The organism is Faecalispora sporosphaeroides DSM 1294, from assembly GCA_000383295.1.
GTDB lineage: Bacteria > Bacillota > Clostridia > Oscillospirales > Acutalibacteraceae > Faecalispora > Faecalispora sporosphaeroides.
In genome coordinates this window covers 492360-519337 of the sequence record KB911066.1, presented here as the reverse complement: position 1 = coordinate 519337, position 26978 = coordinate 492360, and the positions used below count along the sequence as shown (strand labels likewise).

Below are 26978 nucleotides of genomic sequence, written 5' to 3'. Positions count from 1 at the left end.
TGTTTGTGCTTATCCTACTAACCAATTTTTAATTTTATCTTAATTTTGTGGACAATAAACAACGTTTTTTACAGTTCGTTCATAATTTATCTATTGATATTCTTTAAAAATACCGTATACTTAAGATGCATCCAAGAGAAGATGCAATGGTGAAAGGAGGTAAAGCAGTGAAAAAAAAGAAGGCGGCTGTTCTCGTGTGCGTTACCGGCCAGCGTGATTGTGATCGGTTGATCCGCGTGGGAAAAAAGCTTGCCGAAGAACAGGCGCTCCCAATGCAGGTTTTGTGTGTTCAGCCGCAGTCCGCCGGGTATGGCACGTGCAGCGAAGAACTGGAGTACCTGTATCAAACGGCGCGGGAAGCGGGCGCCGAAATGACGATTATTTTTCAGGATGACAGTCCCCTGGTTGCGGCGGGATTTATCCGCCAAATCGGCGCGGTTCATGTGGTAACGGGCATGGCGGGGTTTGCATCTACCGGATTTATTGAAGTTTTGCATAGTATAGTGCCCAGGATTCCGATTTCCATGGTTTCAAAAGAGGGAGTCGTTTATAACATGTATCCTGTCGATTATAAAAGTCAAAATGGTCAGGCCGTCTCTGCGGTTTGCACATAAAAGCTGAATCAGAACATAAGCGGTCTGCCGGGGTTCCGGCAGACCGCATTTTATATTGTGATGGAAACCGCCGGCTGCACCGGTTGATCGGGCTGCATGGATTGCCAAAACGCGAAGGAGCTTCTCTTCGCGCTCTGTGAGAGGGGGGCAAAAAGAAAGCCCGGGAACACGAAAATGATTCGTGCTCCCGGGGATTGAAAAGGGAGGAAATCGATCAGTTTGCGACAGTAAGCCGGATTGCCGATTTGTCGGCCGAGGTGGTTGCCGCGTGTAAATCCGACGCGGCCGTGGGTGAGACGGAACTGTCTTCTGTCCATCCGTATTTTTCAATCAGCGCCTTCGTATGGGGGAAATCATCGTTGATGGGCATGCCGGGCAGTGAAAGCGTGATTTTCCCCGTATAGTTGCCAACCAGCTTTTGCAGCTCGCTGCCCGGCGCGGGGGTAATTGCGCGGGTGCGGAATTCCAGCCAGATCTGGCGGTCAACATTTTTGTAGGAATCGCTTTCCGCGGACTGCTGCATGTCGAGCTTGATCGCGTCGATCAGCTCCTGCAGCTTCTCGCGGTCGGGCACCAGCACGTGCTCGTCGTCCTTTGTGCCGTACAGCTGAATGGATTCGATCATCTCAGGGGGCAGATAGTAAAAGGGATTGCCGGAGATTTTGTATTCGTTGGTATCTGCCACTTTTTTCACAGCCTCTTCGTAGCGGTTATTGTGATTTGAAATCAGGTCGGAGGCAAAATACCGCTTGATCACGGAGCCGTCTTTCATGTGGTAGATCAGCTGAACATCGGTGTAGGAATCCTGAATCCGGTACGGGTAGCCCTTGGAACGGATTTCCTCTACCAGCAGGGTGTGAAGGGCGACCACCTTTTCCACATTCTCAGCTTTCCTTACGGTCTGCGGAATCCATGCGATCTGTCTGTTGCCCTTTTCATCCATAATGTTGAAGCCTCTGGTCGGGTAGCTGGCGTCCACATGGCCCAGGCGGGTTTCCACATAGCTGACATTTTCCGCTTTCGGTATTTTGGTATCGTACCCGAATGCGCCGGTAACGCAAATTCCGTAAAAAGCCGCAAAGGCAATCAAAAATATGCCATAGTAGGCAAAGCTTCTTTTCAGTCCCTTAAAGCCGCGCCCGTAAACGGCCTCGGCAATGATATGGGCGATGATCGACCCGACGAACAGTCCGACAAAAAAGCTGGCGCTGGAGTCGAAGGTGGAATGGAAGACCAGTGCGCCGGCCAGGCCTGCGGCAGCTGTGGCAACAAATCGGATCAGCGTTTTCGGAATCGGGAACGCATAGTTGCTCTCCGCGCACTCACTCTTTCTGCTGCGGTACAGGTACAGAGCAGAAGCGATCATCACAACGCTGAGGATCAGCCACCAGAGGAGAAACGGCACGGAAGAAAACGCTTCTTCGCCCAGACTGCCGTAAATCAGTGGCAGGTAGGAGGCCACAAAGGGGGAGAGCGCCGTATAGGGAACCGACTGAAAATCGATGTTCATATTCATGCCGGGGATGATCATTCCGGCGGTTACACGCCCGAGGAGGATCATCAGCGGGTAGGTAATGTTCACAACGACGATCGAGATCACCATGTCAAAGGTGGTGCCGCTGCAAACCGCCATAAAGGAGCAGAAGAAAAACGAAGCGCACGCCATCAGTAAAATCCAGCCCAAAGAGACGAGGAAGAATCCCATAAATTCGGAAAGGGCAACCTGATAAACGGCCGCGACCACAAGCGTGAGCGCGAAATTCAGCACCAGCGGAATCAGCAGCGCCACAAGGCAGCTGAGTACCCGGCCGCCCAGCAAAGCACTGCGGCTGACCGGCAGGGAATGGAACAGATCCACACTGCGCTTTTGGTGCATGTATTGGAACGCCAGCACGGAAAGGATCAGCACCATCAGCAGCGACAAAGAAGCGGTGCACAGCGGGAGCACGACACTCAGCGCGTTTAAAAACCGCTGAGACATGTCGATCATGTATCCGTTTTCCATATTGATGCGCTGGGCGTTGTTCATAGCCAGAATTTCAACCAGCGGCAGAGTGACAAAGTGAAGACCGCAGAACAGAGCGATCAGGCCAAAGCGATGGCGCAGCTCCCACAGAAACGTTTGAATCAGTTCACCGCGCAGATTATTTGAGGATATTTTCGATGTCATAACCGGCCACCTCCATTTCACTGATAAAGACTTCCTCCAGCGTAAGGGGAAGCAGTTCGATAAACACCGGGTTCAGCGCGTTGAGCTTCTCCAGAATTTCTTCCCTTTGCCCGCGAATGACAAGATTCAGCAGAGAACCGCGGGAATCCTGCTTGATGATGTCGAGCCCCTGGAACGCATCCTGCGCCGGCACCGGCTTAAATACGGCCTGCACGCGGTGAATGCCCAGCTTAAGGGTGTCGAGCTCCTGCTCAAAGATAACGCCGCCCTTGTGCATCAGGCCGACGTGGTCGCACAAATCCTCCAGCTCGCGCAGGTTGTGGCTGGCGATCACTGCACTCATGCCGCGCTCCGAAACCTCGCTCGAAACGAGCTTTTTCAGCAGCTGGCGCATCACCGGGTCAAGGCCGTCAAAAATTTCGTCCAGCAGCAGATAGCTCGGGCGAACGGAAAGCGCGTTGATCAGCGCCACCTGACGCTGCATGCCCTTGCTCATATTGATGATGCGGGCGTTTGTGTCGAGCGGAAACAGCGAGCAAAGCTCCTGGTAGCGCTGCGCGTCCCACGACGTGTACGTTTTGGAATAGAAATCGGCCATTTCCTTCATGCTGGCCTGCTGGAAAAAGTACGGATAATCCGAAATGAAGAACAGCCTGCTCTTCACGGCGCTGTTTTCAAACGGCGCCTGGCCATCCACAAGGATTTCTCCGTTTTCCGGCCGGTAAATGCCCGCCAGACTGCGCAGCAAAGTGGATTTGCCCGCGCCGTTGCTGCCCACAAGGCCAAATACGGAGCCTCCGCCGATGGTAAAAGAAATTCCGTCTAAAGCGACTGTGCTGCCGAATTTTTTTACCAGTGATTTGACTTCAATCATTGCTCAGAACCCCTCCCGTTAAAATGGTTTTCCACCTGCTGAATCATTTCCGGCTGAGTAACCCCGCAGTCTGCCGCGTTGGCAATGGCTTCGGTCAGCTTTTCCAGTGCCCTCGACTTCTGCCGCGACAACACGGAAAGATCCGGTGAGATATAGGAACCTTTCCCCGGAACGGAGTAAATAATTCCATTTTGCTCCAATAATTGATACGCTTTTTGCACGGTGTTTGGGTTGATTCCCAGATCCTGGGCCAACGTGCGAACGGACGGCAGCTGTTCGTTTGGTTCCAGAGCGCCCAAAGCGGCCATTTTGGAAATGGACTTGTTCAGTTGCTCATAAATGGGCAGTCTGCTTTTATAATCCAGCGGAAACATCCGGTTCACCTCTCTGTGTATTAGTGTGTATTAATTCGATTAGTACAGTTTGAATATAACATGTGCGCTTCCCACTGTCAAGAAGCGCGCGGTATTTTTGGGTTACAGTTCTGTAAGCTTTCAGGAATCTGCAGGCGGCTCCGGCTGTGCGGCGCCGTTTTTCTGCGTGGGCGGAATGGGGCGCTTGCTCTGCTTGTCCAAGTCGGAATCCGACTCAAAAAGCCGGGGCAGTACGCCGGTTTTACACAGAACCTGATACAGAACAAAGAACAGCGTCATGTAGATCAGAATGCTCACCCGGCCGGCCACCAGCGCAAAATAGATTGCGGCCAGCATCGAGAGAGGATGAATATCTATAGAGGCGGAAACGATCTTCGGCTGGATCACCTGACGGATGGTGGAAATGAGCAGCCACGCAACGATCAGGGCCACCGCGGTAAAAATATCGCCCTGTGCCAGGCTGATTAAGGACAGCGGGATGTAAACCGTTCCCGGGCCGAGAATCGGCAGAACGTCCGCGATGCCGGCGATCAGGCTGAGCACCAGCGGGTACGGCACCCCCAGCAGGAAAAACACCACCAGGGTCTGCACGAAGGTGATAAAGTAGATCAGCAGAAAGGAGGCCAGCAGTTTCCCGCTCATCGTCAGGCTGTGGCGGGAGGCCGAGCGAATGTTGATCACCGTGGTCTGCGACAGAAACGACGCCACCTGGCGTTTGATCTTCGGCATATCCTTCGCAAAAAAGTAGGTGGAAAAAATCATGACGATAAACATCGTCAGTATTGCGGGCAAAGAAGTCAGAATCTGCAGAACCGTGTTCAGAACAGAGGTGAGAACGCCGGCGCCCGTTTGCAGGAACTTGATCAGCTGCTCCTGATTCTGGCGGATAAATTCCGAGTCGATTCTGTCCACATAAATTCCGAGATGTCTCATCTGTTCGTTGAGTGGCCCGACGATTTTTGTTATGTCGATGGAAGAGAGCCTCACCACCAGCGTGGTGATTTCTGTTACAAGCCAGTAGCCCAGCAGCGCCATTAAACCAAACAGGATGAAGAAAGACAGCAGGGTGACGAGAATGGACGCGAACCCCGGCCGCAGGTGCAGCTTCTCTTTCAGAAACCGCACCAGCGGCTGCAATATCAGCGCCAGCAGGAACCCCGCTACAAACGGGAAGGTAAAGCCCAGAGTCAGGGCAAAGAGATAAAAACAGATCGTGTACCCGATGAAAAACACGAACAACGGCTTTAACCGGGTCAGTTGAAGCTTGTCAAACAGAGTGGTCCCCTCCTTTTTGGGTTGCCGGCCAAGAAAAATGCGGATTTTTCTGCAGATGCCGCCGGTTTTATCTGCAGAGGAACAAAAACAGAGGCGATCAGGCCAACAACCGTTTGCCTAATCATATGCGGAAAATGAAGGAATGATATCATCCGTTCGGGAAGCGGCCAGATAAAATGCCGCGCCGTCCGACCAGAGGGATACCATGCTTTCTCAGGCGCCCGAACCTTTCTTCAGATGTGCTGTGAGTTGCTGCAAATGTATGATATCGTGAAGTTATTATACTCTAAAAAGGATATCGCGTCAAAACAGAATACGCGGCGATCGGTAAATTTACCGTAAACTTTCTGTAACAATTTTCCTGTTAATTCTATTTTGGGGCTTTTTCTGAAGAATTTATTCAAAAAAAACAGATTTCTTTTCCCGAATGCATCCGAGCGAAAAAAGCGTCCGGTGGGGAGGAGACAAATCATCCGCCGTTTTATTATGACGAAAGTGGAAACAATCGTCTCAAAATAAGTACAGAATGTAAACACTGATGGATAGTTCTTGACAAAAAATTTTGTGCCCGATATTATTGTATCAGAGTAAAAAACAAACCTGCAACAAGCAATAGAAGAGAGGTGATCGAGCGTGTTGGAGAGAATCAGAAGAGTCATGTATGGACGCTACGGCGGCGATCAGTTGATGGTGGGCAGCCTGGTGGTTTATATGGTGCTCGTAACGGCTTCACGGCTGACGAATTTCTATCCGCTGACGCTGGTGGCCTATGTGATTTTCGGGTGGAGTATGTTTCGCATCCTTTCCCGCAACATTCCTCGCCGCTATGCGGAAAACCAGATGTTTTTAAAGTATTGGAACAAGGTGCCCAAGTGGTTCCGCTCCCAGCAGAAATATTTGCAGGATCGTAGAATATACCGTTACTTTAAATGCCCGAAATGCACGACCCGGCTTCGCGTGCCGAAAGGCCGCGGCAAGATCGAAGTGACCTGCCCGGTGTGCAAGGCTCAGTTTATCCGGAAATCCTAAGTGCTTCTTGGGGATTTCCGGCTTTTTTTATCTAACAAAGAGCGGCAGGGGAATTCCCCTGCCGCTCCGGCTGTCAAAAGATTGTGAGGCCGCAGCTTACCGTTTTACTGCCGCGCAAGCCTCGTCGACTGGTGTTTTTAGTCGATGACCCGGTGGTAGTATTCATCCACCCTGGCCCAGTCGATCACGCGGAAAAGAGCCTCCACATAATCTGCCCGCAGATTTTTGTACGATAAATAATAGGCATGCTCCCATACGTCGATGCCCAGAATCGGCCGCCATTCTCCCCGGGTCTCCATGATCGGGTTGTCCTGGTTTGGGCTGGCGGAGATCATTACGTCTCCGCTGGAGTTTGCGGAAAGCCACGCCCAGCCGGAACCGAACTGCCCCACGGCCGCCGCCGCGAGCTTTTCCTTCATCACCTCAAAGCTGCCGAAGGTGCGGTCAATCGCCGCGGCCAGCTTCCCGCCGGGGGCGCGCGGGCCGTTCGGGGAAAGCGTATCGAAATACAGGTTGTGGTTGTAATATCCGCCGCCGTTATTGCGCACCGCAGTCCGCAGAGCGGGGTCCTTTACGGTTTCGAGATGCGACAGAATCCGCTCGATGGATTCCCCGGAAAGCTCCGGCAGGCGTTCCATCGCAGCGTTCAGGTTCTTGGTGTACGCAGCGTGGTGCTTTGTGTAGTGGGTCACCATGGTCAGCTCGTCGATCGTCGGCTCCAACGCGTTGAAATCGTAAGAAAGCTTCACTTGCTCAAACATGAAAACACTTCCTTTCCTCCATTTTGTTAGTCTAGTATAACATACTTTTCGCTCCCGTACAAGCCCAAAAGCATTGTTCTAGCTTTTGCACCGCACCGCCGGATATGCAGAGCGCGTGTCTTTTTTCATGTGATTTTTGCCTTGCGAAAGAGAAGCGGCCATGCTACAATCGTTTCATGACGCAAAGAAAGGCAGGCCCGCAGATGGAAAAGAAGAATATGCTGGTCTTATTCGGCTCCCCGCGGCCCCACGGCGCGACCGCGCGGCTGCTGCAGACATTTTTGCAAAAGATAGACCCCGAAGCTGTTCGGGTGACGACATTCGACGCGTACCGGGGGAACTATCACCCCTGTATCGCCTGCGGGTACTGTCAGACCCGTGAGGCGTGCGTGTTTCATGATCTGGATGAGTTCGACCGCGAACTGCGCGCCGCGGATTATCTGGTGATCGCGGCGCCGGTCTACCATATGAGCTTCCCCGCACCGTGCAAGGCCGTGATGGATCGCTGGCAGCGGTATTTTGAAGCGCGGTTCGCCATGGGGATCCGCCCGCCGATCGAAAAGCCGAAAACCGCTGCCTTTTTAACTGCCTACGGCTCCAGCAACCCCGAGGGGGCGCATATGATGACCCGCCAATTGGAGCTGGCCTTTACCGTTATGAACACGAAGCTGGAGCATGTGGTGGAGTGGCCGCATACGGATCAAACCGGCACGGCGGAGATTCCGCCGGAGGTTATGGAGAAGGCGCACCAGGCGGCGCTTGCTATGATGGAAAAAACGTGATAGAATAAAATATCAAAGCTATTTTTACGGGAGGCTTATTAGTATGTCAGGCCATTCAAAATGGAGTACCATTAAACGAAAGAAAGAGAAAATAGATGGTGCCAAAGCCAAGGTCTTTACTAAAATCGGACGAGAGCTTGCGGTGGCGGTAAAAGAGGGCGGAGGGCCGGATCCCAGATCCAATTCCAAGCTGAAGGACTGCATCGCGAAGGCCAAGGCCGCGAACGTGCCCAATGATAATATTGAGCGCATCATTAAAAAGGCGGCGGGCGACGGTGACGGCACCAAATATGAGAGCATCGTGTACGAGGGCTACGGCCCCAACGGTGTGGCGGTGATTGTAGAGGCTCTGACGGACAACCGCAACCGCACCGCAGCGGATGTGCGCCACTATTTTGATAAATTTGGCGGCAACCTCGGCACCACCGGCTGCGTTTCCTTCCTGTTTTCGCAGAAGGGCTTGCTGGTGATCGAGCGCGAAGGCTTGTCGGAGGACACCGTGATGACCGACTGCCTCGAGGCCGGCGCTTCCGATTTTCAGGCGGATGACGATGTGTTTGAAATCTATACCGAGCCGGATGATTTCAGCGCCGTGCTCTCCGACTTGGAGGGCAAGGGGTATGAGTTTGTGTCCGCCGAGGTGGAGATGGTTCCCACTACCTACACCAAGCTGACCGACCCGGATTCCATTGCGAAAATGCAGAAGCTTCTGGATAATCTGGAAGACAACGACGACGTGCAGAACGTGTGGCACAATTGGGAGAACGCGGACGACGCGGAATAATCCCGTGATTTTTCCGGTGCTCAGGCGGGTTTTCGGGTGATTTTGCAATAGCAGAATTCGGCTGAATTGTGTAAAACATCATTGAATTGTGAGAAACAGCTTAACTGTATTGTTACATACAAACATTGTTTAAGGAGTGTTTGATATGTTGACGAAAGATGCGGTTAAGCTGTATTTATTAGAAATTGAGATTAGGAGAGATACGCCTAAAACAATTCGCTCGTATCCGAACACTCTCATTTTTTTCTATGGCAGAAAAATACAACTATCGTACCCTTATCAATAAGCCCTCCCAATCGCGCAATGCGAATCGGGAAGGCTGTTTTTTTCCCAAGCAGAAAGGCCCCGCCATTTGGCGGAGCCTCCTGCTTGGTTCAGAAGATTGTATATCCTGTGAGTTGCACTCGTAAGCGAATTGGGTCGGGCGCCATCAAGCGGCCCGGGCTGGTGAAAGAAATTATTCCGTAAAGCGCGAAAGAAACGCTCTGGTGCGCTCGTTGCGGGTGTGGGAGAAAATCTCGTCCGGCGTGCCGTTTTCCAGAACCGTGCCGCCGTCCATAAAGATGACGTGGTCTGCCACGTCGTGGGCAAACTGCATTTCGTGCGTTACCACCACCATGGTCATGTGCTCTGCGGCCAGCTGGCGCATGACCCGCAGAATCTCGCCCGTCAGCTCGGGGTCAAGGGCCGAGGTCGGCTCGTCGAAAAACAGAATTTCCGGATTCATGGCCAGTGCCCGGGCAATCGAAACCCGCTGCTGCTGCCCGCCGGAAAGCTGGTACGGATAAGCGTCCTCTTTTTCAGAAAGCCCCATTTTTTTCAGCAGCTCTCTCGCGGCAGCGACGGCCTCCTCGCGGCTTTTCTGCAGCACGCGCACCGGCGCGTCCGTAATGTTTTTCAGCACGCTGTAATGCGGGAACAGATTGAAGTTCTGGAATACCAGCCCCAGGCGCAGGCCGATTTTCCGGCACTGCTCAGGGGAGGAATACACGGCCCTTCCATCGGGGCCGTTTTGTACCAATACATCGTTGCAGACGGAAATAAGGCCCGAATCCACGCTTTCCAGCTGGGCGATGCAGCGCAGTAGAGTGCTTTTTCCCGAACCGGACGGCCCGATGATGGCGAGCACCTCGCCCCTGCGCACCTCCAGCGAGATCCCCTTGAGGACTTCTTCGCCGTCGAAGCCTTTTTTGATGTCTGTCGCGGTCAGAATTGTCTGGCTCATTGGAAATCCCTCCTTATTGGTAATAGCTCAGCCGGTTTTCCAGCACCGTAAATGCCCGGGTGACGATCCCGTTCATTACCAGGTAGAACAGCCCGGCGATTACCAGAGGAGTCATATCCACAGCGCTCGAAACCCACTGAGAGGTGACCTTCAGCAGTTCCACGACGCCGATCACCTGCGCCAGAGAGGTGTCTTTTACCAGAGTGATGAATTCGTTCCCCATCGGGGGCGTGATCCGCTTGATCACCTGGGGCAGAACAATGTGAAAAAAGGCCTGCGATTTGGTGTACCCCAAAACCTTTGCGGCCTCCCGCTGCCCTTTGGGGATGGCCTCCAGCCCGCCGCGGTAAATCTCGGCAAAATAGGCGGCGTAATTCAGGGCGAACGCAACCTCCGCAGCCAATACACGATCCAGCTGGATCCCGAACAGGGGCTTTAACGCGTAGAACATGAACAGCAGCTGGAGCATCAACGGGGTTCCGCGCATGATCAATATGTAGAAGCGCACGGGCAGATTGACGATTTTCAGCTTCGACATTCTGCCAAGCGCCACCAAAAGTCCCAAGGGAAGCGAGACAATCAGGGTGAAAAGGAAAATTTGCAGGGACATCAGCGTTGCCGTAAACATTTCTGTTAATAGCACCTGATAATTCATAGCTTAGACCTCCGGGACCAATTTTGCAGGCGGGTTTTATTTTACGTCCACCGTTGTAACATCTTCACCGAACCATTTTTCAGAAATGGTTTTCATCGTGCCGTCCTTTGCCATTGCGTGCAGGGTTTCGTCGATCTTATCCTTCAGGGCCAGATCGTTTTTGCGCATGCCGACAACATAATCCTCAGACGCCAAAGAGATCGCCGTGCCGCCGTTCTCCAAAATGCGGAAGGAGCCGGGCTGGTTTTTCAGGTAGAAGCGCGCGACAACCTCGTCGATCGAGATTGCGTCGATGGTGCCGTTCTGAATTTCCAGAATCGCCTTGGTGTAGTCGTCGATCTGCACGACCTGCTTCAGGGAGCTTTTGAATTCCTTATTTTCCACCGCGTTCAGCGCAGCTTCGGCGGAGGAATCGCTCTGCACGCCGATCACCCTGCCGCTCAAATCCTTGAGCGTTTTGTAGGCGGACTCCGTCTTGACCAGAATGATCTGGTTATTGCTCATGTAGGGAATGCTCAAGGCCATCGCCTCTGCGCGCTCGGGGGTTTTGCTGAAGCCGTTCCACAGGCAGTCCACGTTGCCGTTGTCCAGCTCGGCCTGCTTGTTGCTCCAGTCGATCGGCTGAAGCTTCAGTTCTACGCCAAGGCGCTTGCAGGCTTCCTTCGCCAGATCAATATCGAATCCGATCAACTCGCCGGTCTTGGTATCTTTATAGCCCATCGGGGGGAATGCATCGTCCAGCCCAACCACCAGAGTGCCGGCCTTTTCCACCTTGTTCCAGGATTCATCTGCGCCGGCCGCCGAAGATGCCGGCTGGTTTCCCTGGCCGCAGGCGGTCATGCCGAGCGATATCGTAAGAGCGAGGAGCGAAGCCAATAATTTCTTCATAATAACAGTCCTTCCGATTTTGATCATTTTGTTCACTTTAGTATAGTAGCATTAAAAAGCGTTCGCGATAACGTTTTTTATTCTACTCGATTCATAAGAAAAAGTAAAGAGATTTCAAAAAGTCTATGCAAAGTATGCAAAAAGCTTCCGGTTTTGCCGGAAGCTTTCAGAGCATCTACAGCAAAGCGCAGCCTCTTCACGGAAGATTCCGCAGGCGCCGCGCCCTGATAAGTCAACGGAAAATGATCAGTTGAAATAGCTGCGGTTGCGTGCAGCCTGACCATGCTGCACCACGTTATACGCCACGTCAAAGCGGATGGAAACATGATTCAGTACGGTAGAACCGCTCAGCACATCCACCACAACATAGCAGGTGCCGGGGGCTTTTCCCGTTACGCGGTAATTGCCGTTCGGGAGCCTTTGCACGCTGGCGATTCCGGTGCGGCTGGAATAAACGTTGATGGTTTTGGTGTAGGCGTTTCCGGCCAGAACGACGCCGATGTCGTAAATGTTGCCGGGCGCCATGGTGTAGGTGTTCGTATCGATCATGACAGAGCCGGCGTACTGCACGCCGTTGTAAATCAGATCGGTATTAGCGGAGCCGTTGTTCGTTCCGGTGTTCTCGCCGGCGGGGATATCCGATGAGGGATCGTTTTTGAGCTTAAAGGAATACCCCTTGCTGCTGGCGTATGCGCGCACATAGGAATCCGCGGAGCCGCGCAGCGTGGTGTTGTCTCCAAACGCGCTGCGGCCGATGTCCTGCACGCTGTCGGGGACGACAAGGGTATAGAGCTTTGCGCAGTCGTAAAACACGCCGTCGCCGATTCCCTTCAGCCCATCCTCAATGGTGACGGAGCTGAGCATCTGGTCGTAAGCAAACAGGTCGTCCTCCAGCGTGCCGAGCTCGGCGGGAATATTGACGGACTGCAGGCGTGAGCAGTAAGAGAACGCGCCGTCTTCCAGCGTGGAAAGATACTGGGGAAGCCTGACGGACTGCAAATTGACGCAGTAGGCGAACGCCTCCGACTTGATTTCTTCCAAAAGCGAGGGCAGCGAAACGCCCGTCATTGCGCGGCAGTTGTAAAACGCGCGTTCCCCAATGGAATAGAGTGAGCGCGGAAAGTTGATATTGGTCAGAGAGGTGCAGTTGAAAAAGGTTTTGGCCGGGAGTTCTTCCATGCCGTCCGGCAGGCTGGCGCTTGTCAGCGCCGTGCAGTAGGCAAACACGGAATCGTCCATCTCTGAGATGGTGCGGGGAAGAGAAACAGAGGTCAAGGCCTTGCAGTAGCTGAACGCTTCCTGCCCAAGCTCGGTTAGACCGCTGCGGAAGTTGACGCTGGTGAGCCTTGAGCAGTAGCTGAACGCGTTTTCTTCAATAGTATTGACGTCCGGCGGAATGGATATGCTTGTGATGCCGGAGTTGTAAAAGGCGGCGTCTTCAATGACCGTCACATTCGACGGAATCGAAATGTTGTTTAAAACGGTGCAGCCGCTGAACAGCCCGCTGCTGATTTCCGTCAGTTTTTTGGGCAGTGTAATATTGCGCAGCTTAGGGCATTCCGCAAAGGCGCGGGAACCGATCGACTCAACACTGCTGGGCATGGAGACCGAGGCAAGGCGGCCGCAGTCGTAGAATGCCTTCTCGTCGATTGTCTCAACAGAATCGGGGATCGTCACGTAGGTGATGCGATTGTTTCCCGAAAACGCGTTGGCGCCGATTTCGGTAACGGTGGACGGGATTTTTACGGTAGTGTCGGTTCCGCTGTACTTGGTCAGCACTCCGTTCGATATTTTAAAATCGCTGGATGCGGCGAATACAGACGGCGCAGAAAAAGCCGATGCAGCCAATACGAAACCGATGACCAGAGTCAGCAGTTTGTATTTCTTCATAGAAACACGCTCCCTTTTTAAAAATGCATAAGATGTCATTTTATTCTGATTGATAATATAACTATAATGTATCATGAGATGGAAATATTTGCAAGAAAAGTAACAAGACTGAAAAAACTGCTTGATCCCAAAACGGGGAACTGTTTTTGTGTTGACCGTGGCGGCGGAAAGGCTTATACTGGAAATGAAAATACCAAACAGGAACCAGCAGGAGAGTGATATCATGAAAAAATTTGTCATTACGATTGCACGTGAATACGGCAGCGGCGGCAGAACCGTCGGCAAATTGCTGGCCGAGGAGCTGGGGGTTCCGTTTTATGACAGAGAGCTGCTTCGCATGGCGTCCGATGAAAGCGGAATTAACGAGGCCCTGTTTGCGAGAGCGGACGAAAATGTGAAAAGCACCGTGCTGTGGAAGGCGTTCCGCAAATCGTATACGGGCGAACCGATTCCGCCGGACAGCGAGGATTTTGTATCCAACAGCAATTTGTTTCAGTTTCAGTCTAAGGTGATCCGCGAGCTGGCGATGCAGGAATCCTGTGTGATCATCGGCCGCTGTGCGGACTATATCCTGCGGGACATGGATCACGTTTTGAGGCTGTATGTTCACGCCCCAATGGAATCCTGCATAGAGCGCGCCAGAGAATTCCACCCAAATCTTTCGGACGCGGAGCTGCGCCGCCTGATTCAAAAAATCGACAAGCGCCGCGCGGAATATTACGAGTATTTCACCGGGAGGAACTGGAAGGATGCGGACAACTACGACCTGTGCTTCAACAGCAGCCAGCTTTCGTGGGATCAGTGTGTCCGGCTTGTGAAGGCGTATCTGGAGATTAAACTGGGCTGACGGCTCCCGGGCCGCCAAAGCTCGGCGGGTCGCCGCGTGTTTTGCCCTGCCTTGGCGGGGCTGCGTTTCCTTCATCAAGAACCAAGCTCCGGAGAGGGCCGACTGGCCGGCTCCGGAGCTTTTCAGTGTTCGGCCAGCATCCGGGTTTCTCCGGAGGCATACTCCAGCTCGATGACAGCTTTTGCCAAAATCAGGAAGCTTGGCTCTCTTTGTTAGTTATAACATACAATTGCGCAGATTTCAATTCTCCCTCCCGTTTTTGGGGAAGAAATGGGGAGGAACGTTCGATTCTTTCCGGTTGCTTTCATATTCTGATTTTTGGCCGCATATCTATAACCAATCAGATTAGTTTGGGAGGCAGAGCTGTGAAAGGCATAGTAGAAGAGCGAGCCGTAGAGCTGGGAGAATACATCATAGAGAACAACGCGACCGTTCGCAAAGCCGCGAAAAAATTCGGCGTCAGCAAATCCACTGTACATAAAGATGTGGCGGAACGTCTGAAATATGTTGATCCGCAGCTGTACAAAGAAGTGAAGAATGTGCTGGAGATCAACAAGGCTCAGCGCCATATTCGCGGCGGCATGGCCACCAGAATGAAATACAAAAAAGACTGATCCACCTGTGATTTTCTGGCAGCCGGTCTGTGCTCGGCTGCCGCAAAAACGGCGGTTCCCGCTTCCAAAAAGAAGGGGGAGCCGCCGCATTTTGATTTTTTTGGGGGGAGATCAGTGCTGAATCATCCGGTACCCTGCCGTAAGAAGCGCGCTGCGAATTTCTTGAATGTGCTGGTGATTGCGCGTTTCCATCACGATGCGCAGGGTGCAGCCGTTGATGTCGCTGCCCTCGCCGGAATGGTCGTGGCGAACGGCCACCACGTTGCCGCCCAGATCTGCGATGATGGCCGAAACCTCTTTGAGCTGCCCGGGCTTGTCGACCAGCTCCAGCGTCATGTCGCAGGAGCGGCCGGCCTTGAGCAGGCCGCGGCTGATGATGCGGGACAGAATCGTGACGTCGATATTGCCGCCGGACACGAGACAGACCACCTTTTTGCCCTTCAGGTCCAGCTTGTTGAACAGGGCGGCGGCCACCGAAACGGCGCCCGCGCCTTCGGCGATCAGCTTTTGCTGCTCGATCAGCGTCAGAATGGCGGTGGAGATTTCGTCGTCGGTCACGGTCACGATCTCGTCAACGTATTGGTCGCAGATCGAATACGTCAGGTCGCCGGGCTGCTTGACGGCGATGCCGTCCGCGATTGTGCATACGCCGTTCAGGCATTCCACCTGATGGTGCGCCAGCGCCTGCACCATAGACGGCGCGCCGCTGGACTGCACGCCGTATACCTTGCAGTTGGGGTTCAGCGACTTGATGGCGTAGGCCACGCCGGAAATCAGCCCGCCGCCGCCGACCGGAACGATCACCGCGTCCACGTCCGGCAGCTGGCTCAAAATTTCAAGGCCGATGGTGCCCTGGCCCGCCATCACGTCCTCGTCGTCGAACGGGTGGATGAAGGTGCTGCCGGTTTCCTTCTGAATCTGGAGCGCGCGCTGGTACGCGTCGTCGTATACGCCGTCCACCAGCTCCACCTGCGCGCCGTATGCACGGGTGGCCTCCACCTTTGAGATGGGGGCGGAATTCGGGATGCAGATGCAGGACGGGATGCCGCTTCTGGCGGCCGCCAGAGCCACGCCCTGCGCGTGGTTTCCGGCGGAGCAGGCAATCACGCCGTGCTCCTTCTCCTCCGGACTGAGGGATGCTATTTTATAGTAAGCGCCGCGCACCTTAAAGGAGCCGGTGACCTGAAGATTTTCTGTTTTCAGGTAAAGCTCGCAGTCGTCGCTGAGCTTGGGCGCGTGGATCAGATCGGTCTGGCGGATCACATCCTTTAAAACGAACGCGGCGTGGTATATTTTATCTAAGGTCAGCATGCTTCTACCCCCTGAGTGCTCATGGCCATTGCCCCTGTGCGAAGAATCTGTTCAATTTGGCACGGCTTGCACAGCTCAATCAGGCTGTTCAGCGCCGTGGCGTCGCCCACCAGCTCCAGAATCATCGCGGTGGGGGAGACCTGCAGAATCGAGGCGTGTAACGCGTTGGCCAGCGTGACGAGAAACTCGCTGTTTTCGGGTGTGCGGCAAACGCGCAGCAGCAGGTGTTCGCGCACCACCGCGCTGTCCCGCTCCAGAACGGTCACCTGCTCAATTTCCTCAAGCTTGCTCAGCTGTTTATCCACCTGGCGGACAATGCGGTCGTCACCCCGCACGACAATGATCATTTCGGAATACTGCTCATCCTCCGTCTGCGCGGCCACGATGCTCATGATGTTGTAGCACCGGCGGCTGAACAGGCCCGAGATGCGCAGCAGAACGCCGGGGGTGTTTTTGGCGCGCACCGACAAAATGTACTCTGTTGCTTTTGTGTCACTCATTGCTGCTGCTCCTTTTCGTCGATTTCCAAAATGGGTTCTTCCGCCGCGGCTCCCGCAGGAACCATGGGCAGAACGTTCATGTCGCTGTCGATCAGGCAGTTGATCAGGGACGGGCCCCGGTAGTCGAGCGCCTGGCGCAGAACGGGCTCCACGTCGCGGCAGGTGCGGATGGTAAAGGCCTTTACGCCGAACGCCTCGGCCAACAGCTCGTAGTTTGTCGCCTTATTCAGTGTTGTCTGAGAAAAGCGGCCGTTGTAAAACAGCTTCTGCCACTGGCGAACCATTCCCAGAACGTTATTATTCACGATCAGCTCAATCACGGGGATATTGTACTTGGCGGCGGTGGAAAGCTCCGCGCAGTTCATGTGGAAGCTGCCGTCGCCCGCAACGTTGACCACCCGCAGCCCCGGCTGCGCCACCTGCGCGCCGAGCGCCGCGCCCAGGCCGAAGCCCATGGTGCCCAGCCCGCCGGAGGTGATCATGCGGCGCGGTTTTTGGAAGGGATAAAACTGCGCGGTCCACATCTGATGCTGGCCCACCTCTGTGGAAAGGATCAGTTGGTCCCCGGCCAGCCGGTAAAGCGTTTCCAGCAGGTACTGCGGGGTCACGCCGTCTTTACAGCCGGCCGCCTGCGAGAGCGGATATTCCCGCTGCCACGCCTTGATCTGCGCCGTCCATTCGGGGCGGCTGGCCGGTTCCAGCCGGCTGTTCAAAGCCTCCAGTACGGTGCGGGCGTCGCCCTTGAGGCGGAGGTCGGCATAGATGTTCTTATTGAACTCGGCGGAGTCGATATCGATGTGCACCACGCGGCAGCCGCGCGCGAACAAATCCGCGTTGCAGATCACGCGGTCGGAAAAACGGGTGCCGACCGCGACCAGCACGTCGCATTCCTTCAGCGCCAGAGCGGAGGGAACTGTGCCGTGCATGCCGAGCATGCCGAGGTACCGCTCGTCGGTCTGGTCGAACCCGCCCTGACACATCAAAGAGCAGGAGACAGGAGCGTCCAGCTTTTCACACAGCTCCCGCAGAGCGCCGGCGGCCTCCGACGCGATGACGCCGCCGCCCGCGTAAACAAAGGGACGCCGGCATTCCCGGAGCAGCTCCACCGCCTGCAGGAGCCTGCTCTCGTCCGGCAGGGCGGGCGCGCCGACCGGATGATCCGGTTTTTGGGAGGTGAATTCACACTTGTGCGCCGTCACATCCTTTGGGATATCCACCAAGACGGGGCCTTTTCTGCCGCTCTGCGCAATGCGAAACGCTTCGCGCAGGGTGAACGCCAGGTCGCCGACGTCCTTGACGATGAAGTTGTGCTTGGTGATGGGCATCGTGATTCCGGTGATGTCCACCTCCTGAAAGCTGTCCAGACCCAGAAGGCCGAGATTGACGTTCCCCGTGATGGCGACCATCGGAACGGAATCCATGTACGCGGTGGCGATGCCGGTCACAAGATTTGTCGCGCCGGGGCCCGAGGTAGCAAGGCAGACGCCGGTTTTTCCGCTGGCGCGGGCATAGCCGTCGGCGGCGTGAGCAGCGCCCTGCTCGTGAGAGGTTTCGATGTGATTGATCTTGTCCCGGTACTCGTACAGGGCGTCGTAAATGTTCAGCACCGCCCCGCCCGGGTACCCGAATACGGTGGTGGCGTCCTGTTCCAGTAAGCATTCCATAATAATCTGCGCGCCGGTTAACAGCATGTTTTTTCCTCCTGCAATGAATTTTCGTTCCGTCGGAAGGGGGACAAATAAAAAAGCCCCCGCCTCCGGTTTCCCAGAGGCGAGGGCGTCAGCTCCCGCGGTACCACTCTGTATTGCTGCCCGGTATAGGCAGCCTCTTGCTGCATATCTAACAATATGCTTCCCGGTAACGGAGGAAATCCGGACTCAGCTTACTACCCAGCGGTTTCAGCCGTCTGCTCAAGGGTGATGTCCTGTGGGCGCCCTGCTGCCTCGCACCAACCGGCAGCTCTCTGAAAAGACGGTATCTCACATTCGTGTCCCTGTCAAAGCATTTTTTCTGTTGTTATCATAGTATTCGATTGTTTTTGGTTTGTCAAGAGGGACAGGCAGAAAAATTGTTTTTCTTGAAAAGACAGAAATCGGGAAATCAGGTCAGGCTCTGTCGCCGAGCAGAGTCGATACGACCCCACACAGGATTCCGCCCACGGGGAACACCACCCAGCCCGGGTGCCACAGGCCAAACAGAAAGCCGAGGAGGAGAAACACCGCTGTCGCTATCAGCATAATGGCGCCGCTCAGCCGACCCGCGAGCGTATCGTCCTGCCCCCTGGAAGCGTAGCGGTGGTAAACAGGTGCGGACAGCTGGTATTGCTGCAGCTGCTCCTCCCAGTAGGATTTCTGCATCCCGAAGTAAACAAACAGGCTGACTCCGGCGGCAACCAGGAGGAAGAAGATGGTCGTAGCCAGAAAGCCATCGCCGAAAATCGCTTCAAAAATATGCTGCATCACAATGGCGAGGATACAGCAGACCACCCCTGCGGTGATCGCGATGGCGAAGCGGCCGCGGAACGCCTCATAGCCGCGCAGCAGCTCTTCGGGAATGGAGGGTGGGTAGCTCCCCGCCGGAGACGCTGCGGTGGGGAAATTCTGATCCTCCGAAATCCCCAGCTCCTGCCGGATTTCATCCATGCTGCCGAATTCCGAGATCACGGCCCCGAACGCCTCGTTTTCGTTCTTTCCCTCTTTTAAAAGCGCTTCATAGCGCTCCTCCATGCTTTCAATGATGTTCATTTTCACTTCGGCGACCTCCTTCGTGCGGGGCAAGGAGGCAAAGGAATTTTCTACGTAAATCTGAATTTTACTCATGCTCATGCTTGTTCTCCTCTTTCTCACTGGTAAAATAGTCTACGATCTGCCTGGTCAGCTTCCATTCGCCGCACTTCTCGCGGTAATACGATCTTCCAGCATTGGTGATGGTGAAATAGGTGCGGGGCTTGCCGAAGGATTCAGAACCGTGATAGCTGGCGATATATCCGCCTTTTTCCAGGCGGTTGATGGCGGAATACAGGGTTGTTTCTTTCATGCTGTAAAGTCCCCCGGTGCGCGTCTGAATTTCCTTTGAGATTTCATATCCGTAGGAGTCGTGCTCCAGCAGAAGGAACAGAATCATAATGTCGTTGTAGCCGCGCATGATATCGCTGCTGATCAAATGCGTTCTCCCTCCTTTTATTACTACGTCTGTTGAAGTAATTTGAGTATAGCACAACTACTACGACAAGTAAAGTAATTTTTGAAAAACTTGACAGACGCTTCTGTTTTCCGGTAAAATACTTTTAACTTAAAAGTTTAAAGGAGTATCCATATTCATGAATTCTGTTCAGCAGGAGGAGCTGAATCACTTTTTTGTAGAAACCTTTAATAAGATTCTGCAGTATGAGGAAGCCGCGCTTTCTGCCGGAGACACTGCCGGCCTGAGCATGAAGGAGCTGCACATACTGGAGGCGGTGGCGCAGATGCAGGCCCGGCAGGAGAACACCATGTCGAAGATCGCGGCGCGGCTGGGAATCAGCGTAGGCGCGCTCACCACGGCAGTCGGTGTGCTGGTTGCAAAGCAGTGCCTTGAGCGCCGCGGCTGTGAACAGGATCGCCGGGTTGTGTGGATTGTACTGACACCGAAGGGGGAAAGGGCGGAGTGGCAGCATCGTCTGTTTCACCGCGATATGGTTCAGATGATCGGCGATTCCCTTTCGGAAGAAAGGCTTTGCTCCCTTTTGGAATCCCTGAAAATCTTAAGTCGTTTTTTTGAAGAAAAAAAGGAAGGCGGAATGACAGCATGAGCGTTCAGATTTTAATAGACAGTACGGCAGATTTGTCCCGGGAGGAGGCCGAGCAGCTCGGAGTCCGGATTGTTCCGCTGACCGTGCACTTCGGCAATCGCCAGTTTATCGATAAATATACGATCACAGACGAAGAGTTTTATGGGATGCTCAACACAGAGGCGGAGATGCCGACGACGACGCAGGTGAGCCCCCAGAGCTTTCTGGACGTTTATGCCGAGTACCCGAACGATGAGATTGTGGGGATTTACATTTCTCAAAAGCTGAGCGGTACCTATCAGTCCGCCGTGATTGCGAAAGAGGAATGTGGACGCGACGATGTTTACCCGGTTGATTCCGCAACGGTTTCCGCCGGCGCGGCTCTGCTGGTGCGCGAGGCGATCCGCCTGCGCGACGAGGGGAAGAGCGGCAAAGAAATTGCCGAATACGTCACCGGGCTGGCAAAGCGCGTGGAAATGCTGGCGGTTTTCAACACAATGAAATATCTGGTCAAGGGCGGCCGCCTTTCCAGCACGAAGGGGACGATCGGCAACCTGCTGGGGATTAAACCGATCATCCGGGTAAAGGACGGCGTTCTCGAGGTGATCGGGAAAGAGCGCGGCATGAAAAAGGCGTGTGAGTTTGTCGTTCACCATCTGCGCGAGCTCCCGGATTTTGATTCGTCGATGCCGATTGCGTATTCGCATAGCTTTAACCAGCAGGATCTTGACGCGCTCAAGCAGGACCTGGGAGAGGGGCAAACCCTGCTGATGGGCAGCGTGGTGGGCACGCACGCCGGCCCGGGCGCCATTTTGGTAGGGTATTTCCGTAAATAATTGCAAAGCCTGTCGTGGCCTCGCCGCAAGCCGAAGGGATGTTGGCTGCTGTAAAATGCGCCCGCTGAAAAACAGTGCGCAAAAATGCGCTTTGATCCGGCCCAGCCGGATCAAAGCGCATTTTTCGTTGCAGAGCAATCACCGGCCTTGCCGGTGGTCGCTTATTTATCAGGGCAAATTTGATTGCAGCAGCGCAATTTTTTACAAATGCTCAATCAGCCTCTGTGCAAAAGACCAAAAAAACTGATGTTTGACTCAGCGCTTCGTTTGCAGAGACAGAATTCGGTTACAGCTGATTGCCGGAGGTCGTGGAGGAACGGAATTTTCCGGGAGCGGCTCCCGTGTGCTTTTTAAACGCGCGGATGAAGTTGTTGGCGTTGCCGAATCCGCATTCCACCGCAATCTGGGCGATCGGTTTTTTCGTATTCCACAGCAAATCCTTGGCGTAGGAGAGCCGGTTCATCAGCAAAAATTGCTTTGGGCTGTACCCGGTCATGCTTTTAAAGCTGTGCGACAGGTAATAAACGCTGATGTAGAACTGTTCCGCCAGCTCTTTGATCTGGATATCCTCCAGGCAATGCTCCTCCAAATACTTTTTTACTTCGTAAATGTGCGAGGAGTGCCGGCCGTCGTACGAGGCAAACTGCCCGGCGGAACGGCGGTAGGCCAGAATCAGGGACTGCTGCAGAAAGGATACCATGTAGTCGCCGCGGTAAGGGCGAAAATGAGCGCTCTCGCGGGTCATTCCTTCAAACAGCGTTTCGGCTTCCTCCTGGCAGTCGGTTAAATCGAAGGTGGGGAAGCTTTCGGCGGAATGATGCTGAAAAACAGACATCAAAGGGCTGTCATACAGTATGTGATGAATTTTCAGCGGCTGAATCGTTACCAAATACCGTTGATACGGCGCTTCCAGCACCTCGAGTGAGCATTCATCCAAATTACTGAAAAAGAACATATGTCCCGCAGGAATAATGTAATTTGCTCCGTTGACAGTCAGCCGAATTTTTCCCTGTTTGATATAAATCTGACGGTATACGTTGAAGTAAAGCTGTTGAATCGGCATGTCGGAATCAGCATAGGTACAGTCAATTGCCAGATCTAGCTGCGGTTCCATAATAGACCTCCTTTGCCCGTTTGATTCATGTTTTCAGAAAACGACACGATGTCGGTGTTCGGTAAAGTGCCCGCGCCGTGGTTTTGTTGGGGCCGGGGCGTGCGTTTCAGGTTGGGGCTGTGCGTTTCAGGCCGCGAGCCAAAGCCTTTTTGTCCGGGGGAACCCGGTAGGATTCCGTGATCTTCTGAATCGCCTTATTGTGAATAAAAACATCCCAGGTCGGCTGCTCCAGGTAAGGGAGCGTTCGCTCCGGGTCTTTGGCAAAGCACTCCGAAACAGCCCATGCGGCCGCCATTTTGGCATAATACCCTTCCGCCCGCAGCCTCGTCAGCCGAAGCAGCGTGCGCTCCAGGTATTCCGCGCCGCAGTAATGATCCAGCAGCATCACCACACCGAAGCGGCAAAAAAACTCCCGTTCGGAGTCCAGATAGGGTGCAAGGAAATTCCACACGGTTTCCGGCTCGCGCCCGGCCAGGCGGAAGCCGGCGCAAAAGCTGTCGCACACGGACCAGTTGTCGATTTTGGGAACAAAATCAGCGGTGCGGGCCAGCAGCTCCGGTGTGTCTGCCCTGGCGCACCCGAGAACAAGGCCCTGAAGCATAATCTCCTCAAAGGTGTCGTCCGACGCCTGCGCGAGATAGCCGCGCCAGTCTCCCGCCGCAATCTGTTTTGCCAGCCGTCGCAGCGTGGGGAGCCGCACGCCTAAAATGTGAGAGGTTCCGGGCAGAAGCTTTTCGCTGAACGAACGATACGATGATTCCGCCAGCAGCTCCAGCTGCCGGCGGGCCGGAATCTCCCAGTCCCATTCGGGCCGGGCGCTTTTCTCCATCCGAAAGAACCTCCTTACCGCAGTTTTCCGCACCGGGCAGAAAACCCGCCGGCAGTATTCGGAACCGATTTCGTACACTCGGAACCCACTCATATGCTTTCAGAATAACAGCTTGAACGATAAAAATCAATAACCCTAAAAGCAATTTTTAACAAATCTCTCAAAGAATCGGCTCTGCATCTCGCTTTTCAGGCAATGCCGTGCCGGGGAAAACTGTTTAAAAGAATATTTGCTGCCGTCAAGGGAACTTTTCCCTGCGATAAAGCAAAAGCTTTTCTGTCGTTTTGAGAAGAGACGCTGCTTCCGAGACGGCTCAAAACACCCCGTACCGGGAGGCAGAGAAAAAGTGGCCGCCGCACGCCTTTCGGCATCAAAACACCCCATTGGTTTCCGTATGCCATACGGGAACCAATGGGGTGCAGCTCATGATCCTACTATGCCGTTTGAAAGCGTTTTTCCTGTTTTCAGAAATATTTTTGCAGTACAGCCGCACCCCGAAATCCAGGAGCATACAAGCCGGTATGCTCTTGCCGGGTTTGCCGTTTTCTCCTGCGCTGTTTTCGGTGTTCTGCATGCTTTGTAAAAGAAGATCACATTCCCTTTTTGACCTGACAGCATGCGGGAGAAACAGAGTCTTGGGGCTCCTGCGCGCGCTCCTTTTTCAGCAGATAAATGGCCGCCGCGGCAGTCAGGGCATAAAGGAGCGTCATAACCAGCAGGATGCTGTCGGTATTCAGGCCCAAATCACTTCTCATGACCCGATAGCTGCCCAGAAAACCAAAGAAGAGGAACACCGCGGCTGAAATCAGCTTTACCGTCCGCTCCGGGATCTTCTTACACAATACGACGCCGACGAGGATCCCAATGCCGTCGGCGACCAGCATGCCCAGCGTGGTGCCGGCCAGAATCCAAAGCGGGTTTGTGGGGAATTTCGCGGCAAGCGCCACTGTGGTCAGCTGGGTTTTGTCTCCCATTTCCGCAACGAAAAACGCAAGCGCTACGGTTGCGACGGCGCCGAACCTTGTTGTTTTGTTTTCCTCTCCCTCCAGCTTGTCCCCGCGGATGGTCCATAGCCCGAAAAAGATAAACGACAGCGCGGCAATTCCCTGAATCCATACCTGAATTGTTTCAAACCGCGTCAGCATATGGCCAACGGCCACGGCCAGCGCATGGTTTAAAATCGTGGCCAATAATACGCCGACCATGACCTTGGCTGCTTTGTATTTTGCCGCGAAGGCCATTGCCAAAAGCTGTGTTTTGTCTCCCATTTCGGCTAAAACGACTGCGCCCAGTGAAAAGGCTAAGGCTGTGATTCCCATTCTACTTCCTCCGTTTGTAATTAAAAATGACAAAAGAAAAACCCAAGTATAGCTGTACAGCCATACTTGGGTGGGTTCATCGAAACACTGAGAACACATGTATAGCCGGTAAAGGTATACATGAGTCTCGTTCATTAAGGCAAGCCAGACCGGATAAAGTCATTATGTTGACTTGCCGCATACAACAGGTATGCAAACTACTCCCTCATGAGTTTTCAATTGTGGCCTTATTATACTGTGCGCAGGCGGAAAAGTCAAGTAAATCATTCCAAGTGAAGGAAATACGGACAAATGCGCATTGGCAGAACCCCATGGGTCGGCAGACGGCCGTGAGGGCATCTGTCCCCTTGCCCGGAATGCCAAAGGGTTTGTACCCTTCGGCAGAGGGACGGCGAGGAATACGTCCGGCGTCAGGCTTACCGTTTGCTGTGCCTCTGCGAAAACAGGCTGGGGTTCAAAAAAAACCTCCCAATGAAGAACACCGGAGGATTTTTCTGAAAAACTGCCGTAACGAACGGGTGTGCTCAATCAGATTCTTCTTCAAGCCGCTTTGCTAACCGTTCCATACATTTGTGGCATACGTTGTGGTCTTTGTACTTTGAAATGCGATCCATGCTCCCGCAGAAAATACAGGAAGGTTGGTATTTCTTCAGAATAATCGCAGAATCTTCCACAAAAATTTCCAAAGAATCTTTTTCTGTGATGTTGAGAGTGGATCTAAGCTCTTTTGGCAGTACGATACGCCCGAACATATCGACCGGCCGAACAATCCCCGTAGATTTCATGATGGTTCCTCCTAATCATAACCAATACCAATACCAATGCCATTGCCAAAAACAAAGCTGTATTCCCGATAAATTGATATTGCGTGTTAATAATACCTTTTTTTGGCATTTGTGTCAATCAACAAACAGTGAATAAATCTTTAATTTTTACAGTATGTATTTGTACAAATAAACTTATTTTCTTGACTTTGATTCCTGTTTTATCTATCAAAATGCTTTGGGTATGGAACAGAGCGCTGCTACATATGTATGTACGGGTGAAGAAATATGATGAATTACATTTGGGCCGGCATGATTCTGTTCAGTTGCATCTGCGCTTTGCTGACCGGGCGGCTGCCGGAGCTTTCCGACGCGGTGCTCTCCGGCGCGGCAAGCGCGGTTCAGCTGGTGATTGTTCTGCTGGGTATGATGTGCGTATGGACGGGTCTGATGAAAATTGCAGATGCGGGAGGGCTGACAAAGCTGCTCAGCCGGATGTTTTACCCCGTGATGAGACTGCTGTTCCCCAAGTACCCCAAAGACAGCGCCGCCATGAGGGCGATCTGCATGAACATAACAGCCAACCTGCTGGGGCTGGGAAACGCAGCCACGCCGCTGGGAATTGCGGCCATGAAAGAGATGAGCCGCATCAGCAAGCGCCCGGCGGAGGCCGACAACAATATGGTGATGTTTGTGGTCATCAATACGGCGTCGATTCAGCTGGTGCCCACCTTTATGGGAACGCTGCGGGCGCAGTACGGTTCCGCTCAGCCCTTTGACATAGTGCCGGCCGTATGGCTTGCTTCCATTGTGGCGCTGGGGCTGGGGATTTTGGCCGCAAAACTGCTGGAAAGGCGGGACGACAGGCTTGGCTGATCTGGGGAGCGTGGTGGTACCGGCCACGATTTTTTTTATTCTTATTTTCGGCTTCCTTCGGAAGGTGCCGGTGTTCGACGTTTTTGTCAGCGGGGCCAGGGAGGGCGCGGTTTCATGCTTTGATATTCTGCCGTCTCTGGTCGGACTGATTTTGGCGGTAAACATGCTCAGTGCGTCCGGCGCGCTGGATCTGGTGTCGTCCTTTCTTCGGCCTGCGGCACTGGCGCTCGGCCTGCCGCCTGAGGTGATGCCGCTGGCGCTCATGCGCCCCGTTTCCGGCAGCGGGTCAAACGCGCTGCTGCTGCAGCTGTTCCGTGATTACGGGCCGGACAGCTTTGTCGGGCGCGTGGCGTCTGTGATGAACGGTTCAACCGAAACCACCTTCTACGCGATTGCCGTGTATTTCGGCGCGGTGGGAATCAAAAAGACCCGCCACACCATCCCCGCAGCCCTCACGGCCGATTTGGTGGGGTACATTGCTTCGGTGTGGGCGGTTCGCCTTCTTTTCCTTTGACGGGAGCGGCGGGGAATATGCCGCTCCCGGGTCCCGGGGCTCTCTCAGCCGCCGGCAGCCTGTCGCCGTGAACAGCGCGGGGCTTTTATTGCGGGAGCAGATAAACCAGTCGCTTTTCCTTTAGCAGAGGAATATTCCCGCTTCGGGGCCATTAATAAATATACAGTTCGACGGAATAAAATCGGTGCGGGGAGGGGCCTGTTTTCCAAAATCACGCTCCTTTGAAACGGTTTTGATTCTGGCAAGGAATATACGGAAAATAAGAGCGGCTTTTTTAGAAAAAAACAGCGGGAATGCCGAATGAGAGCAGTTTTAGGTATTGCGTATTCAGTCTAATTTGGGTATAATAACCTTCGTGAAAAAT

The 26978-nt window shown here is 53.7% G+C and carries 29 protein-coding genes and 1 other annotated feature; of the genes, 11 read left to right on the top strand and 18 right to left on the bottom strand.

Going from position 1 to position 26978, the window contains the following annotated elements:
- Positions 1-167: 167 nt before the first annotated feature.
- Positions 168-614, top strand: a complete 447-nt coding sequence (locus G340_RS0102685; RefSeq protein ID WP_020072114.1) for an adenine nucleotide alpha hydrolase family protein — start codon at positions 168-170, stop codon at positions 612-614.
- 214 nt (positions 615-828) lie between these two features.
- Here G340_RS0102685 and G340_RS0102680 read toward each other — a convergent pair whose 3' ends face one another.
- From G340_RS0102680 to ytvI, 4 genes are all read right to left on the bottom strand, one after another.
- Entirely contained in the window at positions 829-2784 is a 1956-nt protein-coding gene (locus G340_RS0102680; protein ID WP_020072113.1) for an ABC transporter permease, read from the bottom strand.
- Complete coding sequence (locus G340_RS0102675) at positions 2759-3658, bottom strand: ABC transporter ATP-binding protein (protein WP_020072112.1); 900 nt, start codon at positions 3656-3658, stop codon at positions 2759-2761. The genes G340_RS0102680 and G340_RS0102675 overlap by 26 nt, the downstream gene beginning before the upstream one ends.
- Positions 3655-4032 (bottom strand): GntR family transcriptional regulator, encoded by a 378-nt coding sequence (locus tag G340_RS0102670; protein WP_020072111.1) that lies wholly within the window; start codon positions 4030-4032, stop codon positions 3655-3657. Before G340_RS0102670 ends, G340_RS0102675 begins: the two co-directional genes overlap by 4 nt.
- 120 nt (positions 4033-4152) lie before the next feature.
- Complete coding sequence (gene ytvI, locus G340_RS0102665; RefSeq protein WP_326522302.1) at positions 4153-5265, bottom strand: sporulation integral membrane protein YtvI; 1113 nt, start codon at positions 5263-5265, stop codon at positions 4153-4155.
- 678 nt (positions 5266-5943) lie between these two features.
- Between ytvI and G340_RS0102660 the strand changes: the two genes are divergently transcribed.
- On the top strand, positions 5944-6336 hold the full coding sequence (locus G340_RS0102660) for a hypothetical protein (protein WP_326522301.1): 393 nt from the start codon (positions 5944-5946) through the stop codon (positions 6334-6336).
- Between the two features lie 137 nt (positions 6337-6473).
- On the opposite strand, the gene G340_RS0102655 is transcribed toward G340_RS0102660, so the two are convergent.
- Positions 6474-7097: a superoxide dismutase gene (locus G340_RS0102655; protein WP_020072108.1), complete on the bottom strand. Its 624-nt coding sequence runs from the start codon at positions 7095-7097 to the stop codon at positions 6474-6476.
- Between the two features lie 176 nt (positions 7098-7273).
- Between G340_RS0102655 and G340_RS17180 the strand changes: the two genes are divergently transcribed.
- Positions 7274-7879 (top strand): flavodoxin family protein, encoded by a 606-nt coding sequence (locus G340_RS17180; RefSeq protein ID WP_020072107.1) that lies wholly within the window; start codon positions 7274-7276, stop codon positions 7877-7879.
- Between the two features lie 43 nt (positions 7880-7922).
- A complete protein-coding gene (locus tag G340_RS0102645) occupies positions 7923-8663 on the top strand; it encodes a YebC/PmpR family DNA-binding transcriptional regulator (RefSeq protein WP_020072106.1) in 741 nt (246 codons plus the stop codon).
- Between the two features lie 457 nt (positions 8664-9120).
- Here the strand turns inward: G340_RS0102645 and G340_RS0102635 are convergent, their stop codons facing one another.
- The 4 genes from G340_RS0102635 to G340_RS0102620 form a co-directional block, all read right to left on the bottom strand.
- On the bottom strand, positions 9121-9888 hold the full coding sequence (locus G340_RS0102635; protein WP_020072104.1) for an amino acid ABC transporter ATP-binding protein: 768 nt from the start codon (positions 9886-9888) through the stop codon (positions 9121-9123).
- A gap of 13 nt (positions 9889-9901) precedes the next feature.
- Positions 9902-10543 (bottom strand): amino acid ABC transporter permease, encoded by a 642-nt coding sequence (locus G340_RS0102630; protein WP_020072103.1) that lies wholly within the window; start codon positions 10541-10543, stop codon positions 9902-9904.
- A gap of 36 nt (positions 10544-10579) precedes the next feature.
- Complete coding sequence (locus G340_RS0102625) at positions 10580-11431, bottom strand: amino acid ABC transporter substrate-binding protein (RefSeq protein ID WP_020072102.1); 852 nt, start codon at positions 11429-11431, stop codon at positions 10580-10582.
- 246 nt (positions 11432-11677) lie between these two features.
- The gene (locus G340_RS0102620; RefSeq protein WP_020072101.1) at positions 11678-13321 is read right to left on the bottom strand and encodes a leucine-rich repeat domain-containing protein; all 1644 of its coding nucleotides are present in this window, start codon (positions 13319-13321) and stop codon (positions 11678-11680) included.
- A gap of 223 nt (positions 13322-13544) precedes the next feature.
- Here G340_RS0102620 and G340_RS0102615 point away from each other — a divergent pair, with 223 nt between their 5' ends.
- Entirely contained in the window at positions 13545-14168 is a 624-nt protein-coding gene (locus G340_RS0102615; protein WP_020072100.1) for a cytidylate kinase-like family protein, read from the top strand.
- A 365-nt stretch (positions 14169-14533) separates the two neighbouring features.
- Positions 14534-14782: a sporulation transcriptional regulator SpoIIID gene (gene spoIIID / locus G340_RS0102610; RefSeq protein ID WP_009066041.1), complete on the top strand. Its 249-nt coding sequence runs from the start codon at positions 14534-14536 to the stop codon at positions 14780-14782.
- Positions 14783-14893: 111 nt separating this feature from the next.
- Here spoIIID and ilvA read toward each other — a convergent pair whose 3' ends face one another.
- From ilvA to G340_RS0102585, 5 genes are all read right to left on the bottom strand, one after another.
- Entirely contained in the window at positions 14894-16093 is a 1200-nt protein-coding gene (gene ilvA / locus G340_RS0102605) for a threonine ammonia-lyase (RefSeq protein WP_020072099.1), read from the bottom strand.
- Positions 16087-16593 (bottom strand): acetolactate synthase small subunit, encoded by a 507-nt coding sequence (gene ilvN / locus G340_RS0102600; RefSeq protein ID WP_020072098.1) that lies wholly within the window; start codon positions 16591-16593, stop codon positions 16087-16089. Before ilvN ends, ilvA begins: the two co-directional genes overlap by 7 nt.
- On the bottom strand, positions 16590-18284 hold the full coding sequence (ilvB, locus tag G340_RS0102595) for a biosynthetic-type acetolactate synthase large subunit (protein ID WP_020072097.1): 1695 nt from the start codon (positions 18282-18284) through the stop codon (positions 16590-16592). The genes ilvN and ilvB overlap by 4 nt, the downstream gene beginning before the upstream one ends.
- 72 nt (positions 18285-18356) lie before the next feature.
- Positions 18357-18602, bottom strand: a binding site (T-box leader).
- Positions 18603-18698: 96 nt separating this feature from the next.
- On the bottom strand, positions 18699-19418 hold the full coding sequence (locus G340_RS0102590; protein ID WP_020072096.1) for a permease prefix domain 1-containing protein: 720 nt from the start codon (positions 19416-19418) through the stop codon (positions 18699-18701).
- A complete protein-coding gene (locus G340_RS0102585; RefSeq protein WP_020072095.1) occupies positions 19405-19755 on the bottom strand; it encodes a PadR family transcriptional regulator in 351 nt (116 codons plus the stop codon). Before G340_RS0102585 ends, G340_RS0102590 begins: the two co-directional genes overlap by 14 nt.
- Before the next feature lie 157 nt (positions 19756-19912).
- Between G340_RS0102585 and G340_RS0102580 the strand changes: the two genes are divergently transcribed.
- Complete coding sequence (locus G340_RS0102580) at positions 19913-20383, top strand: MarR family winged helix-turn-helix transcriptional regulator (protein WP_020072094.1); 471 nt, start codon at positions 19913-19915, stop codon at positions 20381-20383.
- Entirely contained in the window at positions 20380-21198 is an 819-nt protein-coding gene (locus tag G340_RS0102575; protein ID WP_020072093.1) for a DegV family protein, read from the top strand. The genes G340_RS0102580 and G340_RS0102575 overlap by 4 nt, the downstream gene beginning before the upstream one ends.
- A 286-nt stretch (positions 21199-21484) precedes the next feature.
- Here the strand turns inward: G340_RS0102575 and G340_RS0102565 are convergent, their stop codons facing one another.
- Complete coding sequence (locus G340_RS0102565) at positions 21485-22312, bottom strand: helix-turn-helix transcriptional regulator (protein ID WP_020072091.1); 828 nt, start codon at positions 22310-22312, stop codon at positions 21485-21487.
- Between the two features lie 106 nt (positions 22313-22418).
- Positions 22419-23141, bottom strand: coding sequence for a DNA alkylation repair protein (locus G340_RS0102560; RefSeq protein ID WP_020072090.1), 723 nt, complete (start codon positions 23139-23141; stop codon positions 22419-22421).
- A gap of 346 nt (positions 23142-23487) precedes the next feature.
- On the opposite strand from G340_RS0102560, the gene G340_RS17720 reads away from it, so the two are divergent.
- The gene (locus G340_RS17720) at positions 23488-23724 is read left to right on the top strand and encodes a hypothetical protein (protein WP_154653069.1); all 237 of its coding nucleotides are present in this window, start codon (positions 23488-23490) and stop codon (positions 23722-23724) included.
- A gap of 7 nt (positions 23725-23731) precedes the next feature.
- Here the strand turns inward: G340_RS17720 and G340_RS0102550 are convergent, their stop codons facing one another.
- Entirely contained in the window at positions 23732-24460 is a 729-nt protein-coding gene (locus tag G340_RS0102550; RefSeq protein ID WP_020072088.1) for a TMEM165/GDT1 family protein, read from the bottom strand.
- Between the two features lie 524 nt (positions 24461-24984).
- Complete coding sequence (locus G340_RS0102545; RefSeq protein ID WP_009065992.1) at positions 24985-25245, bottom strand: AbrB/MazE/SpoVT family DNA-binding domain-containing protein; 261 nt, start codon at positions 25243-25245, stop codon at positions 24985-24987.
- 270 nt (positions 25246-25515) lie between these two features.
- Here G340_RS0102545 and G340_RS0102540 point away from each other — a divergent pair, with 270 nt between their 5' ends.
- Complete coding sequence (locus G340_RS0102540) at positions 25516-26100, top strand: nucleoside recognition domain-containing protein (RefSeq protein WP_326522300.1); 585 nt, start codon at positions 25516-25518, stop codon at positions 26098-26100.
- Complete coding sequence (locus G340_RS0102535; RefSeq protein ID WP_020072086.1) at positions 26093-26614, top strand: spore maturation protein; 522 nt, start codon at positions 26093-26095, stop codon at positions 26612-26614. The genes G340_RS0102540 and G340_RS0102535 overlap by 8 nt, the downstream gene beginning before the upstream one ends.
- The last annotated feature ends 364 nt before the right edge of the window (positions 26615-26978 follow it).

What these genes read in the sequence shown, in the direction of transcription:
- G340_RS0102620 (WP_020072101.1), bottom strand. Translation starts at nt 13,321, where the DNA reads ATGAAGAAATACAAACTGCTGACTCTGGTCATCGGTTTCGTATTGGCT.
- G340_RS0102590 (WP_020072096.1), bottom strand. Translation starts at nt 19,418, where the DNA reads ATGAGCATGAGTAAAATTCAGATTTACGTAGAAAATTCCTTTGCCTCC.
- G340_RS0102645 (WP_020072106.1), top strand. Translation starts at nt 7,923, where the DNA reads ATGTCAGGCCATTCAAAATGGAGTACCATTAAACGAAAGAAAGAGAAA.
- G340_RS0102560 (WP_020072090.1), bottom strand. Translation starts at nt 23,141, where the DNA reads ATGGAGAAAAGCGCCCGGCCCGAATGGGACTGGGAGATTCCGGCCCGC.
- G340_RS0102675 (WP_020072112.1), bottom strand. Translation starts at nt 3,658, where the DNA reads ATGATTGAAGTCAAATCACTGGTAAAAAAATTCGGCAGCACAGTCGCT.
- ilvB (WP_020072097.1), bottom strand. Translation starts at nt 18,284, where the DNA reads ATGCTGTTAACCGGCGCGCAGATTATTATGGAATGCTTACTGGAACAG.
- ilvA (WP_020072099.1), bottom strand. Translation starts at nt 16,093, where the DNA reads ATGCTGACCTTAGATAAAATATACCACGCCGCGTTCGTTTTAAAGGAT.
- G340_RS0102680 (WP_020072113.1), bottom strand. Translation starts at nt 2,784, where the DNA reads ATGACATCGAAAATATCCTCAAATAATCTGCGCGGTGAACTGATTCAA.
- G340_RS0102550 (WP_020072088.1), bottom strand. Translation starts at nt 24,460, where the DNA reads ATGGGAATCACAGCCTTAGCCTTTTCACTGGGCGCAGTCGTTTTAGCC.
- G340_RS0102655 (WP_020072108.1), bottom strand. Translation starts at nt 7,097, where the DNA reads ATGTTTGAGCAAGTGAAGCTTTCTTACGATTTCAACGCGTTGGAGCCG.
- G340_RS17180 (WP_020072107.1), top strand. Translation starts at nt 7,274, where the DNA reads ATGACGCAAAGAAAGGCAGGCCCGCAGATGGAAAAGAAGAATATGCTG.
- G340_RS0102615 (WP_020072100.1), top strand. Translation starts at nt 13,545, where the DNA reads ATGAAAAAATTTGTCATTACGATTGCACGTGAATACGGCAGCGGCGGC.
- G340_RS0102630 (WP_020072103.1), bottom strand. Translation starts at nt 10,543, where the DNA reads ATGAATTATCAGGTGCTATTAACAGAAATGTTTACGGCAACGCTGATG.
- G340_RS0102545 (WP_009065992.1), bottom strand. Translation starts at nt 25,245, where the DNA reads ATGAAATCTACGGGGATTGTTCGGCCGGTCGATATGTTCGGGCGTATC.
- G340_RS0102575 (WP_020072093.1), top strand. Translation starts at nt 20,380, where the DNA reads ATGAGCGTTCAGATTTTAATAGACAGTACGGCAGATTTGTCCCGGGAG.
- G340_RS0102565 (WP_020072091.1), bottom strand. Translation starts at nt 22,312, where the DNA reads ATGGAACCGCAGCTAGATCTGGCAATTGACTGTACCTATGCTGATTCC.
- G340_RS0102670 (WP_020072111.1), bottom strand. Translation starts at nt 4,032, where the DNA reads ATGTTTCCGCTGGATTATAAAAGCAGACTGCCCATTTATGAGCAACTG.
- G340_RS0102580 (WP_020072094.1), top strand. Translation starts at nt 19,913, where the DNA reads ATGAATTCTGTTCAGCAGGAGGAGCTGAATCACTTTTTTGTAGAAACC.
- G340_RS0102540 (WP_326522300.1), top strand. Translation starts at nt 25,516, where the DNA reads ATGAATTACATTTGGGCCGGCATGATTCTGTTCAGTTGCATCTGCGCT.
- ilvN (WP_020072098.1), bottom strand. Translation starts at nt 16,593, where the DNA reads ATGAGTGACACAAAAGCAACAGAGTACATTTTGTCGGTGCGCGCCAAA.
- G340_RS0102625 (WP_020072102.1), bottom strand. Translation starts at nt 11,431, where the DNA reads ATGAAGAAATTATTGGCTTCGCTCCTCGCTCTTACGATATCGCTCGGC.
- G340_RS0102635 (WP_020072104.1), bottom strand. Translation starts at nt 9,888, where the DNA reads ATGAGCCAGACAATTCTGACCGCGACAGACATCAAAAAAGGCTTCGAC.